Below are 16,101 nucleotides of genomic sequence, written 5' to 3'. Positions count from 1 at the left end.
CGGGTATTGGCGATGTTTGAATCCCGGGGTGCCGCTACGCTCTGCCCCGGGCTATGTGCTTGTTGCCCCTGCGGGGCGCGTTCTTCCAGAGCAAGTTCATTCAGGGCGCGTTCTGTCCGTACGATAATGTAGTTTAATTTTGTTGACTAACTTATAATACGGACGACAGAGCTGGCAAGATGATGGAGAGTATAGCTCCACAATGAGATTACGGTTATATACGATCAATATAGAATACCCACCTTAATAATATGGCTTATTGTACGTAAAAACATGTAAAATTATAAAATGTAACCTCTACATTGCAATTTTTTTCCGTTTTTCTTGCAAAAAAAAATAAATATACTTATATTTGCATATAGAAAAGTTAAATACAAAGTAATGTTAATCGTAAATAAAAACTAACTTATGAGTGAAAAAAGAGTTTATACCTTCGGTAATGGTAAGGCTGAAGGTAAAGCCGACATGAGAAATCTTCTTGGAGGCAAGGGAGCCAATTTGGCTGAAATGAATCTTATCGGTGTTCCCGTTCCTCCGGGCTTCACGATAACCACAGATGTTTGTAACGAATATTTCGAGAAGGGAAAGGACGATGTAGTTGCCTTGTTGAAAGATGACGTGAACAAAGCCGTGGCACATATCGAAAGTTTGATGAACAGCAAGTTCGGTGACGTGAACAATCCTCTGCTTGTCAGCGTACGTTCGGGGGCACGTGCTTCGATGCCCGGTATGATGGACACTATTCTTAACCTTGGTCTGAATGACGAGGTCGCATCCGGTCTTGCAAAGAAGACCGGCAACGAGCGCTTTGTTTACGACAGCTACCGTCGTTTTGTGCAGATGTACGGTGATGTGGTACTTGGCATGAAGCCTGTGAACAAGGAAGATATAGATCCGTTTGAGGCAATCATCGAGAAGGTCAAGGAACAGCGCGGTATCAAACTTGACAATGAGTTGACAGTGGATGAGCTCAAGCAGTTGGTATCGGAATTTAAGGCAGCTATCAAGAGTCAGACGGGTAAGGATTTCCCCACAGAGCCAATGGAGCAGCTTTGGGGTGCTATTTGCGCAGTGTTTGATTCATGGATGAACGAACGTGCAATCCTTTATCGCAAGATGGAAGGTATACCGGCAGAGTGGGGTACAGCCGTAAACGTACAGGCTATGGTGTTCGGCAATATGGGTGATACATCTGCTACAGGCGTTTGCTTCAGCCGTGATGCTGCTACGGGTGAGAATCTTTTCAACGGAGAGTATCTTGTCAATGCACAGGGTGAAGATGTTGTGGCTGGTATTCGTACACCGCAGCAGATTACCGTAGAGGGTTCACGACGTTGGGCAGCTTTGCAGGGTATCAGCGAGGAGGAGCGTGCAAGCAAGTATCCTTCAATGGAAGAAGCCATGCCGGAAATATACAAGACTCTTGACGAGTTGCAGAACAAATTGGAGAATCACTACCGCGATATGCAGGATATGGAGTTCACTGTGCAGGAGGGCAAACTTTGGTTCCTTCAGACACGCAACGGAAAGCGTACGGGTACAGCTATGGTGAAGATAGCCATGGATTTGGTGCGTGAGGGTCTTATCGATGAGAAGACCGCATTGACACGTTGCGAACCGCAGAAACTTGACGAACTGTTGCATCCGGTATTTGACAAGGATGCTTTGAAGAAGGCAAAGATTATCACACAGGGTCTGCCGGCTTCTCCGGGTGCTGCTTGCGGACAGATTGTATTCCATGCCGATGATGCTCAGAAATGGCGTGAGGACGGTCACCGTGTAATCATGGTGCGTATAGAGACTTCTCCAGAGGATTTGGCCGGTATGTCTGCTGCCGAGGGTATTCTGACGGCACGCGGTGGTATGACATCTCATGCTGCTGTAGTGGCACGTGGTATGGGCAAGTGCTGCGTTTCCGGTGCCGGTGCAATCAATGTCAATTACAAGAATAAGACTGTTGAGGTAGAGGGTGTGGTATACAAGGAAGGTGACTATCTGTCCCTGAATGGCTCTACCGGACAGGTCTATGCCGGTGAGATACCTACAAAGGCTGCTGAACTGTCAGGAGATTTCAAGGCGCTGATGGATCTGTGCAATAAATATACCAAGTTGCAGATTCGTACTAATGCTGATACTCCGCACGATGCTCAGGTTGCACGTGCATTCGGAGCCAAAGGTATCGGTCTGACACGTACCGAGCACATGTTCTTTGAGGATCAGAAGATAGTGGCTATGCGCGAGATGATTCTTGCTGATTCTGTAGAGGGACGCAAAAAGGCATTGTCTAAGTTGTTGCCGTATCAGAAAGCGGATTTCAAGGGTATTCTTGATGCTATGGACGGTTGTCCGGTCAATATCCGTTTGCTTGATCCGCCGCTCCACGAGTTTGTACCCCACGATTTGAAAGGACAGCAGACGATGGCTGCCGAGATGGGTGTGAGTGTGGACGAAATTCAGAAGCGTGTAGCCAGTCTGGCAGAGAACAACCCGATGCTTGGTCACCGTGGATGTCGTCTTGGCATTACATTCCCCGAAATAACAGAGATGCAGACACGTGCTATCCTTGGTGCGGCATGCGAACTGAAGAAGGAAGGGAAGAATCCTATACCTGAGATAATGGTTCCGCTGATTGGTATTCTTTATGAGTTCAAGCAGCAGAAAGAGATAATACTGAACACAGCCAAGGAAGTATTTGCGGAGGAAGGTGTAGAGGTTGAGTTTGAAGTAGGTACAATGATAGAGATTCCTCGTGCTGCCTTAACTGCTGATCGTATTGCTTCGGAGGCAGAATACTTCTCATTTGGTACTAATGACTTGACCCAGATGACATTCGGATATTCCCGTGACGATATTGCCAGCTTCCTGCCGGCATATCTCGATAAGAAGATTCTTAAGGTAGACCCGTTCCAGGTTCTTGATCAGAATGGTGTTGGCCAGCTCATCAAGATGGCTGTTGAGAAAGGTCGCGCGGTGCGTCCGGGCATGCGTACAGGTATATGTGGTGAGCACGGAGGCGAACCTTCGTCGGTCAAGTTCTGCGCAAAGGTAGGTATGGACTACGCTTCATGCTCTCCGTTCCGTGTGCCTATAGCACGTCTTGCCGCGGCGCAGGCAGCGGTCGAGGAATAGTCTTTATTAATTGATAATTTGTAAAATAAAAACCGTAGCGCTATCTATTTATAAGCGTTACGGTTTTGTTTTGATCCGCCATAGTCTTGATGTTACGAGTAAACGGATTTGTTGCGAAATGTCAAGTTGTGTTTTCTGTGAATGTGATATAAAATGATATAAATAATTGAAGCAAAATCTGTTTTTATAGATTGTTTTTAATTGTTATCAATTTTTTGTACAATGATATATAATTTATAACAATAATTTTGTTGTCACAAAATAATGTTGTAATTTTGCAAGGAAAATGTGTAATATCAGCAGTCTCCAGATTATATTTAAGAATTAGCAATTATGAATCAGAACACAAAGACCAGTAATCTGATAAAGACCATAGTCATTATATGTGACTTTTTGGTCCTTAATATTTTGTTGTATGCTTATGTTCGTTGGAATTGGGCTGTGCATGATTTTACCAACGGTACTCGGGGAATGATATTGGCTGTTTTAGCCAATTTCGGAATGGTCTTTGCCCAGTTTTTTTTCTCCACAGTTGTTCATGAACGTCGTACCACATCCGAACAGATTCTCAGACAGGTTACTTTGCTGGTTTTGTTGCATGGTGCGATGACGTTCTTGATATCAAGTGTTTTCTTTCAGCATGATAATCTGAAAGCACCTGATTTCAAGTTTACCGTATATTTTACATTGGTCTTATATGTAGGAATATTGTTTTCACGATATTGCGAGCGTTGGATAATCAAGCGTTATCGCAGTATAGGACGCAATAGAAGGACGGTAATATTCATCGGTTCCGATCCCTTGATAATACCGGTTTATAAATTTCTTGTGGGCAATCAGTTCATGGGATATCATGTACTCGGATATTATGCAGACAATCGTATTGAGAATTGTCCCGAAGGATTGGAATACAAGGGATCTTTGAATGATTTTGAGAACGTGATGGAAAACTCATCCGATACAAATTCGGCTGATGAGTTGTATTGTAGTATCCCAGTTACGGAGCATAAACTTACGCGCCGTATTATGCGCTATTGTAACAGTCATGTTATTCATTTCTACTATATACCGTCGTTCTCTCAGGTTTTCGGTCATACGGCTAAGTTTGAGCATGTCGGAGATACTATAGTATTTACTAACTATGATGAGCCGCTTACCAATCCTACAAACCGGTTCCTTAAGCGTGCTTTTGACCTTGCTGTGTCATCGTTCATACTTCTATGTCTGCTTCCTTTCATACCGTTTATAGCACTTGTCATCAAGTTGCAGAGTCCGGGACCGATATTCTTCAAGCAGTCGCGTACAGGTCTTAACGGTAAGGAGTTCAAATGCTATAAGTTCCGTTCAATGCATGTCAATGTTGATGCTGACCGTGTTCAGGCTACGGAAAAAGATCCGCGGAAATTTGCTTTCGGCAACTTCATGCGTAAGGCAAATATTGACGAGTTGCCTCAGTTTCTCAATGTGCTACGGGGTGATATGAGTATAGTGGGGCCGCGTCCACACATGCTCTACCATACAGAGGTATATCGTGAATTGATAGATAAATATATGGTGCGTCATTTTGTGAAACCAGGCATAACAGGTTGGGCACAAGTGACAGGATTCCGTGGTGAGACCAAAGAACTTTGGCAGATGGAAGGCCGTGTGCAAAGAGACATCTGGTATATCGAGAATTGGAGCATTTGGTTGGATTTGCGTATAATAGGTAAGACAGCCATGCAGATAATCGTGCATGACGAGCATGCTTACTAAGCATTTTGATTTTATGGAATAACAAATCCCGCTCATCCTTTTCGTAAAGAATGGCGGGATTTGTTTTTTTGGGGGGATATATTGTCTTATTTCTTATATCTTCTGAGAGCAGCTATCAGTTCGTTGTTCTCAGTCTTTGTACCTATGGTTATTCGCAGACAGTTCTGACATAATGCCACCCGAGTGCGGTTTCTTACAATTATACCCTCACCAACGAGATAGTCGTATATGATTTGGGCATTGTCCATTTTTGCAAGGAAGAAGTTGGAGTCTGTCGGATATACACCTCTGCATATAGACAGTTCACGGAAGCCGTTACACATTCGGTCACGTTCAACGAGTAGCAAGTTTACCCATTTTTCCACTTCATATGGGTTTTTCATTATCTCGATGGCTTGCTGTTGTGTGAGTAGATTGATGTTGTATGGATACTTCACTTTGTTGAAAACCTCTATGATTTCTTTTGAGGCAAATGCCATACCTAATCGTATGGCCGCACATCCCCATGCCTTGCTCAAGGTGTTGAGCACGATGAGGTTGGGATATTTTGCCAGTTCAAGTCTGAACGGTTTCTGTTTTGAGAAATCGCTGTAAGCCTCATCGACAATTACGATACCGTCAAAGGCGTTCAGCACTTTCTCTATTTCCTCTCTCTGCAGATTGTTGCCGGTAGGGTTGTTCGGGCTGCATATCCATATCAGCTTTGTATTGTCGTCACAGGCAGACAACAGTCTGTCTGCATTCATTTGGAATTTCTCGTCAAGGAGTACCGGTCTGTACTCCACGTCATTGATATCGGCGCAAACCTTATACATGCCGTATGTAGGCTCAATGGCCACTACATTGTCCGTTCCGGGCTGTGTGAAGCATCTGTATGCCAGATCTATGGCTTCGTCACTGCCATTGCCGAGGAATATGCTTTCTTCCGGCACGCATTTGGCTTTGGCTACAATCTGTTTCAACTCTGTCTGAAGCGGGTCGGGATAGCGGTTGAACGGTGCGTTATACGGGTTCTCGTTGGCATCGAGAAAAACCTTTGCCACATGTCCGCTGTATTCGTTGCGTGCACTGCTGTATGGTGCCAGACTTCTTATGTTGGGTCTTATAAGTTCTTCTATTCTCTTCATATTCGTTTTATCCTTCCAGACTTTTCATTCTTACGGTCATCGCGTTCTTGTGGGCATCGAGTGATTCTGCCGCCGCCATTGTCTCTACAGCCGGTCCGATTCTCCGTACCCCTTCTGCCGTGATATGTTGGAATGTTATTTTCCTGCAGTAACTGTCCAGATTGACACCGCTGTATGCTGCGGCATATCCGTGTGTGGGCAGTGTGTGATTGGTGCCGCTGGCATAGTCGCCCGCACTCTCGCATGCATATTTTCCGAGAAATACGCTACCTGCATTCGTTATCTTCTCTGCTACATCCTCATAGTTGTCAGTCTGTATGATGAGGTGTTCAGGAGCATATGCGTTGCTCAGGTCTATTGCATCCTGTATATTGTCAACGAGTATCAGCCGGCTGTTTTCCAGAGTCTTGGCAGCGATATCCTTGCGCGGTAACATGTCAAGTTGGCGTCCAATTTCAGCTTTCACCTTGCTTGTCATCTGCTCGCTTGTCGTTATCATCATGACCTGTGAGTCGGTGCCGTGCTCGGCCTGTGACAGCAAGTCTGCGGCAACAAAGCAGGCATTGGCCGTTTCGTCGGCTATGACACACACTTCCGATGGTCCGGCCGGCATGTCGATAGCCACATCGTGCAGGCTTACTTGTTGTTTGGCAGCCATTACATATTGGTTGCCGGGACCGAAAATCTTGTATACTTTTGGTATCGATTCCGTACCGTAAGCCATTGCTCCTATGGCCTGTACGCCACCGGCTTTGAATATGTGGCTCACGCCGGCCACCTTGGCAGCCATTAGTATTGCAGGATTAACCCGACCTGAGCGGTCGGGTGGGGTGCATAGTATAATATCCTTGCATCCGGCTATCTTGGCCGGAGTCGCCAGCATCAGCACTGTGCTGAAAAGGGGCGCCGTGCCTCCGGGTATATACAGTCCGACACGCTCTATGGCCACACTCTTCTGCCAGCACGTCACTCCCGGTTGTGTTTCTACCTTGCGGCAGTCAAAACGTTGCGATTCGTGGAATACCTTTATATTATGGTGTGCCAGAGTGATGGCATCTTTCAGATTGACTGATACCAGTTTTTCCGCTTCGTTCATCTCCTCTTCGGTAACGGTCAATGATGCAAGCTGAGCGTGGTCAAATCTCTCCTCATATTCAATAATGGCCTTGTCACCTCTTGTTTTCACGTCATCAAGTATTGCCGTCACTGTCGCGTTCAGGCTTGACACATCCATATGCGGACGTTCGATGATGCCGGTCCATTCTTCCTTTTTAGGGTATCTTATGATGTTCATATTTTTGCTTATAAAAAATCAAAGTATCATCTTCTCTATCGGAGTGACCAGAATGCCCTGTGCTCCAATCTCTTTCAGCCGGCCTATTATTTCCCAAAAACGTTTTTGGTCGAGCACGGTGTGCACCGAGCACCACTCTTCATCAGCCAGGGGTATCACAGTAGGACTTTTCAGTCCCGGCAGAACATCAATGATTTCCTGCAGGCGTGCTTTGGGAGCATTCATTCTGACATACTTTTTGTCCTCGGCGTTGCGCACGGCCTCAAATCGGAACAGCATGTTTTGCAGTATATCGCGCTTTTCCCCGTTCAATTGTTTGTTGCCTATTAGCAGGGCCTCACTCTTCATTACAACTTCTACTTCGCGCAGATTGTTGCTCACGAGAGTAGACCCGCTGCTGACGATGTCGAATATGCCGTCGGCCAGACCTATACCCGGAGATATTTCCACGCTGCCTGTAATGACATGTATATCGGTATTTATCCGGTTCTTTTCGAGGTAGTTGCGTAGTATGTTGGGATATGACGTAGCTATTTTCTTGCCGTTGAACCATTCTATGCCGTGATAGTCTATGTCTTTAGGAATGGCGAGCGACAGACGGCAACGGCTGAAGCCGAGGCGTGATATTATTTCGGCATCTTCGCCCCGTTCCATAAATTCGTTTTCGCCTACCACACCGATGTCGGCCACACCACCGGCCACACTCTGCGGAATATCGTCGTCGCGCAGATAGAGCACCTCGAGCGGAAAGTTGGACGACTGTACCAGAAGAGTGCGTTTTCCGGCGTTTATCTTTATGTCAGCCTCAGCGAGAAGGTTCATCGTGTCTTCGAAGAGGCGACCTTTGGATTGAACAGCAATACGTAACATATAATCTTGTTTTCTAAAAAATAGAGTGCAAAAATACTTAAAATAATGTTAGTGTGCAAGAAAATAGTTACTTTTGCATTCAAATTGAAAGTGTTTTGAATATAAAATGAATGAACATGACTGATAAAGCGACATTTATGTGGCTTTTTGCATGGTTGACAATAGCATCGGCAATGGTGTCATGCAATGCCGGTGATGGTAGAAAGATTGAATCTCCTTGGGGAGTGGTGAACGATTCTGCCGGTGTGGGCGACAGTTTCGATCTCGATCGTATACAGGCCAATGGCGAGATTATAGTCCTTACGTTGGGTGGTCCTGACTCATATTACGACTATCGGGGCCGTCATCTCGGTCTTCAGTATATCCTTTGCCAACGCTTTGCCGACCATATAGGAGTGGGGCTGCGTGTGGAGGTGTGTCGTGACACGACCGATATCTTGCGCCGCCTTGCCGCTGACGATGGTGATGTGGCCGCCTGTTTTGTTTCTGATAATGATGTTGCGGTGTTGTCTCCCGGTACACGTCGCCTTCAATCCTGTGGTGTCGGAATCGATAGCGTCGGTGTGCATTGGGTGGTGTCGGCCGATAAGCCGAATCTGGTAGAGGCTCTCAACGGATGGTACCGGCCTGAAATGATTGCAGAGGTGCGTAAAGAGGAATCTTTTATGCTCAGTTCGGCTTCTGTGAAACGACGTGTCCATTCGCCCATGCTCAATCGCAAGGAAGGTATAATATCGCGTTACGACGCTCTGTTCATGACCTACAGCCAACCCATACGGTGGGACTGGCGACTTATGGCAGCGCAGTGTTATCAGGAGTCTACGTTCGACCCGTCTGCGCAGTCGTGGGCCGGTGCCTGCGGACTGATGCAGATAATGCCTGCCACGGCTACCAGACTGGGACTTTCTCATGACAAACTGTTCGACCCGGAGAGCAATATTGCCGCCGCTGCCCGTTTTCTCGGGCAGTTGGACCGCAAGTTCAGCGACATTTCCGACCGTGGCGAGCGTCTCAATTTTGTGCTCGCCTCGTACAATGGCGGCTATCATCACATACGCGATGCCATGGCTCTGGCCCGTCGCGACGGGCGAGATCAGCACCGTTGGGCCGACGTGTCGCGATATGTGCTATTGCTCAGCACACCACGATACTATCAGGACCCGATTGTGAAATACGGATATATGCGCGGTTCGGAGACGGTAGACTATGTGCAGCGCATACGTCAGCGCTGGCAGTCGTATAGCGGAGTGCGGGGCGGAACGGCGGGAGTATCGGTCATGACACCGCGCAAGGCCAAGCAGCAGAAGAAGAAATATCAGATATAATGCCGTTATTTCTTGTTTGAGACGTAAAGCCTTGTATCAGATATATCACGCATTGAGTATTGTCTATAATCAAAAAGTCCTCCACTCATAATTATAATTTTTCATTCAAAAATTATCTGATTATCAAATTACAACAAATTGACACTACTTCGCACATCCAGCACCCCACTGAACATATCCATCTCTCGTTTTAATATACACAATCGTACTGCCAACTCTCGCCATCTTTTCACCGCTTCAATTACATCTGAAATAATCCTTTCAGCCGTTTTGTGGTTAAGCATATAATCTGCGCAAGCATCAAGCAAGATGCTGAGGTCTGCTTTGTTGGAAGTAGATGAAATAAGCAGACTTTGATATTCGTTTAGGGTGGGATTCATATCGTATGCAGGAGAGAGCGTCCAGCCTTTTGCTGTCAATAAAAAACCATGATTCCGAAAATGGTCATCGCTGTTGCCAATGCAGATATTGAAAGCTACACGACGATAAAGTTCCTGCAAATTGTGCTCGACATCCGTACAGTTCTGAATAATGAAATCAACTATATCCAAATAACCATGTCCCGTAGTTGCATTATCTCCGTCATTCAGTCCCAACAGAGTCATTGCTGAAGCAAAATGAATCCGTTTTCCGTCTTTGGTTCTGTCAAAACGCTCTGAAAGTAAGGTGTGATATTTTTCGCCTGTGGCAATAACTTTTGTTTTCGCTGCGTTTATACCGACTTTTGCTGCAAGTAGATGGCTGAAATGTTCCCAAAGCCCGGTATCGTAATCATCTTTGCGTGATGGAAACTTTGCAATGTACAGCGTTTTATCCATATCAATTACACTTGCTTTCGGTCTTGCTCCACCCAATGAAGAACCCGGTTGCACAAGTTGTGCAATCCACTTTCTGTCTGGCAACTCATTATCCTCTTCGCTTCTCTCAATCTCCGCACTGGCTGCAATCAATTCCCTAATATCCGTCAAAGGTGGAATTTTCAACAATTCACTTACATTTATAAATTCTCCATCCGGATCTTCCTTAAAGCGGAAAGCTCCCATTCGGGAGAAGTCATCAATGCCTGTCAGAAAGTCGAATGAAGACAACCGTCGCATTGACCGATTTTCTTCCATTGCTGTAAGCTGTTCACGTCTCAACAACAGAGTTCGTCCCCAACGATCCGGCAAAGCATCAGAAAAACATCCGAATATATCTTTTCCCTGCTGCGTATATTGTTGTCCCGGATAATTGTTTAAATCATCACTCAAAAACAAATCGCCATGCTTTTTCAACCATTCATCGCTGAATGTAAAGCAATAGCTGTCCGAGCCACGAAGTGATTCGTAACCCAACTCGCCAATGAGTTCTATATCCTTCAGCCAATCAAAATCGGCATATACATACAGTTTCTTCATCACCTATTCCTTTTTTGATGCACGTTCCCTTGTCTTCAAACTCAAATCCTGCAAAGCTTTTCCCAATTTATCTTCTTTCGCCAGCCAAAGAATATCATCGTCAAGCTGCAAGGCATACAGCACACGCAAATAGATTCCGATTGCCACAGTCGGCGCACCTTTCTCTATTCGGGATACGGTCAACGGAGAGCAGGTCGCCCGTTCTGCCACCTGGGCTACACTCAGGTTCCTTCGTAGGCGAGCCAGCTTAATCTGCTCCCCTACTATTTGCATTTTCCGCTCCAATTTTCGAGGCAGTTTAGTGCCCATTGTATTTTTTGACATAATCAACTCATTATATAATATGCAAAGATAGTGCTTTTTGTTTATTTAATGATGTATTATAGATTAAAAATCGCATATCATAGCATAATTAACCATGCACATAACCCATTTTGAGCTGAAACTCTCAAGAGCTAAATACTGGTATATTGTTTGTTGTCGCTATATATACCTATTGACAAATAAAAATGCGATGCAATATATTACAGACTTTCTACCAATACACATCAAAATCTGCCTCTCAAAACATGATTTTGCACAAAGTTTTTAACTTGCTTTCCTAATCCGAAAAAAAGCACTAAATTTGTACTCGTTCAGCGAAGAAAAAGAAGTGCAAAACGGACTTTTCTACCATTTTATTTATTAAATTTTGGTAGTCAACCGGTCTAATATGCTGCATGGGAAATTAACAATTCCTTTAGAGAAAAGTCTGTTGTGATTATAAAATGTGAAGTAGCCAACCCGCTCATTGGTAAACCATTAATCAACAATAGCAATAAATCTAAAGAGATATAAACATAAACTAAAGAGACTCTTATGGATAAGGCTTATCAACTTTTGAAATATGTATATGGCTATGATTCATTCCGTCCACTTCAGAAGGATATTATTGACCATGTCGTTTCCGGTAGGGATGCTTTGGTATTGATGCCCACAGGTGGTGGTAAATCAATCTGTTACCAGATACCTGCACTTTTGCTTGAAGGCGTGGCAATCGTTGTATCACCACTCATATCTTTGATGAAAGATCAGGTTGATGCACTGCAAGCTAATGGAGTTGCAGCAGATGCTATAAACAGCAGTAATGAGGATTGTGTTAACAGAAACATTCGTGAGCGTTGCCAGAAAGGGGAACTTAAGATTCTCTATATTTCACCCGAACGTCTGATGACAGATATTCCTTGGCTGCAACGGTGTGTAAAGGTATCCATGATTGCCATAGACGAAGCGCATTGTGTCTCACAATGGGGACATGATTTCCGACCGGAATACACTCAGCTGGGAGTGCTGAAAGAATGTTTCTCTGAAGTCCCGATACTTGCTTTGACAGCAACGGCAGACAAGGTTACAAAAGCAGATATAGTCGAACAACTACGTTTGCATGAACCACGAATTTTCATCAGCAGCTTTGACCGTCCTAATCTGAGTCTTGATGTGCGCAAGGCTTACCGGAAGCGTGAGCGCATGCGCACTATATTGAATGTTATAGGCCGTCATCATGACGAAAATGGAATTATATATTGTTTGTCGAGGAAAAGCACGGAGGATTTGGCTGCAGACTTGAAATACAATGGCATTGCGGTTGGAGTTTATCATGCCGGCCTCTCATCAGAGGAGAGAACTCGTGTGCAAGATGATTTCATTAACGACCGTATCCACGTGATATGTGCCACGATTGCTTTTGGTATGGGTATAGATAAAAGTAACATACGTTTTGTGATACATAACAACCTGCCCAAGAGCATCGAGAGTTTCTATCAGGAGATAGGCCGAGGCGGAAGGGACGGATTGCCGACAGAGACCATACTGTTCTATAATTTGCAGGATTTGATAACACTTCGTAGCTTTGCCGAAAAAAGCGGACAGCGTGAAATCAATATAGAAAAGTTGAACCGCATGCAGGAGTATGCCGAGGCACAGGTGTGCAGAAGGCGGATTCTTTTGAATTACTTCGGTGAAATCAGCGAATGTCATTGTGGTAATTGTGATGTGTGCAAGAATCCACCACAACATTTTGATGGTTCGATCCTTGTCCAAAAAGCATTATCAGCCATAAAGCGATGTAATGAGGAGATTGGTTTTTCGGTAGTAACGAATATATTGAAAGGAAGTTTTTCTCCTGCAGTCGTTGCAAAAGGCTACGATAAATTAAGAACATTTGGGGTGGGACATGATATTCCTGCCAATGATTGGCATGCCTATCTGTTACAAATGCTTCAGATGGGCTATATAGAGATTGCATATAATGAAGATAAGCATCTGAAGGTTACATCATTGGGCGAAGATATCCTATATGGACGAAAGCAAGCCCAACTGTCTGTCATCGTTCGCGAAGATTTGCGTGTTACAAAGCGAAAGCGTACGAGCACCATTTCTGAATCATCTATGAATACCGTTTCTGACGATGACCTGCTATTTGAAAAACTGAGGATATTGCGCAAGACTATAGCTGATGAAATAAAGAAGCCTGCATATATAGTTCTTTCTGATAAGTCTCTGCGTTCTCTTGTGTCCGAAAAACCAACAAATCTTTTTCAATTTGGAAATGCTTACGGTATAGGTGAATACAAGAAGATGCAGTTTGGTGAGCGTTTTGTAAATTTGATTTGTAATCATCTCGGAGTTTCTTATTCGCCAGAACCGCTTGTACTACCTGTAAAAAGCCAAAATGCTGATGAAAATGGAGAGGTTACATCTTCCATAAAGTCAGAGTTATCCTATATGGATAGGCAAAAGCATCTATATGCCAATGCATACGCACCTTGGACAGAAGAAGAGGAAAGGGCATTGCTTTATCTTTACAAACAAGGAAAAAAAGTATCTGAACTTATTGATATATTTCAAAGAAATGCTGGGGCAATCCGATCCAGACTTGAAAAATTAGGTGAATTATAACGGATATACAATTCGCCCATAAACTGAAAACACAGACATTCGTATGTTTTCGTTTCTCACAACACTACCGGCACAAAGAAGGCGTTGCAATGGTATGTGAATGCCATCCGTTCGACAGAGTGGTATTAATAACTTTACTCGGTAATGTTATTAAGATAGCGGTGTAAAGCTATTAACATCAAACAGTAATCTTATTGAAATTATGTTCCGTTCGCGACGGCCATATCTTTCCGGATGGTTGTCGCGGCTATACTGTAAGGGCGGTTTGACTGATGTCGGAAAATGCCATCGTGATAATTAGAGGGAAGAAATGGAAAAAATTGGTCGCTGATATTTCCATTTTTTGACTGTCGAACATCCGGTTATTTACGATCAAATGATAGAACAATCTATTGCCGAAATGAAAAAAAGGCAAACCGTGAGAAAAAATAGCAATTTTCGGGTCGTTAAAGAAAAAGGGTTGTCGTAACTTTGCACTGTCGAAACAAAAAACATATATTGCGCTATGAATAAGAAACTAATTATCATGTTGTTGGCTATGTTTGTAGCCGGAACGACCGATTTATTTTCGCAGAGTATGAATAAAAGAACAGAAGAAACCCCGCAGTCCGTTATCGCCAATGTGCATAAGGCTGCCCAGTTGCTGAAAGAGAAAGGTAGCGAGGCACTTGCCGTACTTACCGATCCGAAGTCCGAATTCAATGACAGGGATGCGTATCTCTTCATTATCGACGTGGATAAAAGCCTCGTAGTTTCCAACCCCCGCTTTCCAGAGCGTACCGGAGGCAATATCCGCGAACATCTCGACTGGTCGGGAAAACACTACGGTGTGGAACTGTGCGAGGTCGCCATGCGTGGCGGCGGCTGGATAGAGTTCGTATGGCCGAAACCGGGAACGGAAAAGGGCGTGCGCAAGGTGTCCTATATCTACCCGATTCCGGGTATGCGTTACACGGTATGTGCAGGCATTTATAACGATTCCATGACACTCGACGAGCTGAACGCACTGACCGGTCACGGAAAAAAGAACGTTTTCGATAAGCCGAGTGCAGAGCCGGGCTCGTCCGGGCTATGCCGAGGCGAGAAAAGGTGCAAGAAATTGAAAGTGGCTGTCATTTTCGAGGTGACGCCTACCGCAGAAGGAAAAGCGGATTATTTCAAGATGGGTGCAGCCTTGAAAGAGGAGTTGCAGCGGATGCCGGGCTTCATCAGCGTGGAGCGTTTCGCCAGTGTGAACAACGAGGGCAAGTTTCTTTCGCTGTCGTTCTGGGAGAGCGAAGAAGCGGCGGCAGGCTGGCGCAATCAGGTGAATCATCGTCAAAGTCAAAAGGCGGGACACGACAAGTTGTTCGACAGCTACCGTATTTCCGTAGGTGAAATCGTGCGCGAGTACACCGACCGCAAGCGTGGAGCGGCTCCAGCCGATTCCAATGAATATCTTGGTGTCGATTGACGTATGGAGCAATTTTTCCCATACGGAGAGCAGGAGATCGCCTATCTGAAAAGCAGGGACAAACGGCTCGGAGAGGTTATCGGCAAGGTGGGCATGGTGAAAAGGCGGGTGATACCCAACCTTTTCGCCGCGCTCGTCCATTCGATTGTGGGACAGCAGATTTCGACCAAAGCGCATGAAACTATTTGGCGGAAGATGACGGGTGCGTTTGGGGAGGTCACGCCCGAAAAGGTGCTCGGCCTTTCGCCCGAAGAGTTGCAGGCGTTCGGAATCACGTTCAAGAAGGTGGATTACATCCGGTCGGCGGCACGGAAAATCGCATCAGGCGAGTTCGACATCTATGCGCTCAGGACGATGAGCGATGCCGAGGTCTGCGCCAAGTTGTCGGAACTGGACGGTATCGGCGTATGGACGGCGGAGATGCTGATGCTCCATTCGCTGCAACGCCCCGACGTGTTGAGTTTCGGCGATTTGGCGGTGCAGCGCGGTTTGCGGATGCTGTATCATCACCGCAAAATCACCCGCCCCCTGTTCGAGAAATACCGCCGCCGCTATTCTCCTTACGGCAGTGTTGCCTGTATTTATCTATGGGCGGTGTCGGCAGGTGCGGTGGAGGGTTTGAAAGATTATGCACCGAAAGAGAAAAACGATGGACGAAAAAGAAAAAATAAAGGCGATTCTCGACCGTGACAGCCGTTACGACGGGGTGTTCTGGTACGGAGTGAAATCGACGGGTATCGTGTGCAAGCCTTCATGCAGTGCAAAAATCCCGTTGTTGAAGAATATCGAGCTGTTCGACTGGGTCGAGGATGCT

Annotated in this window: 11 protein-coding genes and 1 pseudogene; 7 read left to right on the top strand and 5 right to left on the bottom strand. The window is 45.4% G+C overall.

From position 1 onward, the window contains the following. Positions 1 to 408 precede the first annotated feature (408 nt). Together ppdK and HPS55_RS07615 are read left to right on the top strand one after the other, a co-directional pair. On the top strand, positions 409 to 3,129 hold the full coding sequence (gene ppdK / locus HPS55_RS07620; RefSeq protein ID WP_172324885.1) for a pyruvate, phosphate dikinase: 2,721 nt from the start codon (positions 409 to 411) through the stop codon (positions 3,127 to 3,129). A gap of 333 nt (positions 3,130 to 3,462) precedes the next feature. Then, entirely contained in the window at positions 3,463 to 4,884 is a 1,422-nt protein-coding gene (locus tag HPS55_RS07615) for an undecaprenyl-phosphate glucose phosphotransferase (protein ID WP_172175429.1), read from the top strand. 86 nt (positions 4,885 to 4,970) lie between these two features. Here the strand turns inward: HPS55_RS07615 and hisC are convergent, their stop codons facing one another. Genes hisC through hisG form a run of 3 tightly spaced genes read right to left on the bottom strand, consistent with a single transcriptional unit; the run spans position 4,971 to position 8,175 of the window. Beyond that, positions 4,971 to 6,011 (bottom strand): histidinol-phosphate transaminase, encoded by a 1,041-nt coding sequence (gene hisC, locus HPS55_RS07610; RefSeq protein ID WP_172175431.1) that lies wholly within the window; start codon positions 6,009 to 6,011, stop codon positions 4,971 to 4,973. 7 nt (positions 6,012 to 6,018) lie between these two features. Then, entirely contained in the window at positions 6,019 to 7,305 is a 1,287-nt protein-coding gene (gene hisD, locus HPS55_RS07605) for a histidinol dehydrogenase (RefSeq protein ID WP_172175433.1), read from the bottom strand. An 18-nt stretch (positions 7,306 to 7,323) separates the two neighbouring features. Continuing rightward, a complete protein-coding gene (gene hisG / locus HPS55_RS07600) occupies positions 7,324 to 8,175 on the bottom strand; it encodes an ATP phosphoribosyltransferase (RefSeq protein WP_172175435.1) in 852 nt (283 codons plus the stop codon). Between the two features lie 116 nt (positions 8,176 to 8,291). On the opposite strand from hisG, the gene HPS55_RS07595 reads away from it, so the two are divergent. Further along, complete coding sequence (locus HPS55_RS07595) at positions 8,292 to 9,500, top strand: MltF family protein (protein WP_172175705.1); 1,209 nt, start codon at positions 8,292 to 8,294, stop codon at positions 9,498 to 9,500. 128 nt (positions 9,501 to 9,628) lie between these two features. Here the strand turns inward: HPS55_RS07595 and HPS55_RS07590 are convergent, their stop codons facing one another. Then, positions 9,629 to 10,897, bottom strand: coding sequence for a type II toxin-antitoxin system HipA family toxin (locus HPS55_RS07590; protein WP_172175437.1), 1,269 nt, complete (start codon positions 10,895 to 10,897; stop codon positions 9,629 to 9,631). Positions 10,898 to 10,900: 3 nt separating this feature from the next. Continuing rightward, positions 10,901 to 11,221 (bottom strand): helix-turn-helix domain-containing protein, encoded by a 321-nt coding sequence (locus HPS55_RS07585; protein WP_172175439.1) that lies wholly within the window; start codon positions 11,219 to 11,221, stop codon positions 10,901 to 10,903. Between the two features lie 534 nt (positions 11,222 to 11,755). Between HPS55_RS07585 and recQ the strand changes: the two genes are divergently transcribed. The 4 genes and pseudogenes from recQ to HPS55_RS14215 form a co-directional block, all read left to right on the top strand. Then, complete coding sequence (gene recQ / locus HPS55_RS07580) at positions 11,756 to 13,834, top strand: DNA helicase RecQ (RefSeq protein WP_172175441.1); 2,079 nt, start codon at positions 11,756 to 11,758, stop codon at positions 13,832 to 13,834. A gap of 505 nt (positions 13,835 to 14,339) precedes the next feature. Further along, positions 14,340 to 15,287 carry a cache domain-containing protein gene (locus HPS55_RS07575; protein ID WP_253945795.1) on the top strand — a complete coding sequence of 316 codons (948 nt, stop codon included), beginning with the start codon at positions 14,340 to 14,342 and terminating at the stop codon, positions 15,285 to 15,287. 3 nt (positions 15,288 to 15,290) lie between these two features. Then, positions 15,291 to 15,977, top strand: a complete 687-nt coding sequence (locus HPS55_RS07570; protein WP_172175443.1) for a DNA-3-methyladenine glycosylase family protein — start codon at positions 15,291 to 15,293, stop codon at positions 15,975 to 15,977. Further along, positions 15,916 to 16,074, top strand: a pseudogene (locus HPS55_RS14215) (Ada metal-binding domain-containing protein); the annotation flags it as partial. The gene HPS55_RS07570 and the pseudogene HPS55_RS14215, both read left to right, overlap by 62 nt. Positions 16,075 to 16,101 lie beyond the last annotated feature (27 nt).

It is taken from the genome of Xylanibacter rodentium (assembly GCF_013166575.1).
Taxonomy (GTDB): domain Bacteria; phylum Bacteroidota; class Bacteroidia; order Bacteroidales; family Bacteroidaceae; genus Prevotella; species Prevotella rodentium.
Note: the sequence above shows the minus strand (reverse complement) of the source record. Positions and strands in the feature narration are given on the sequence as shown.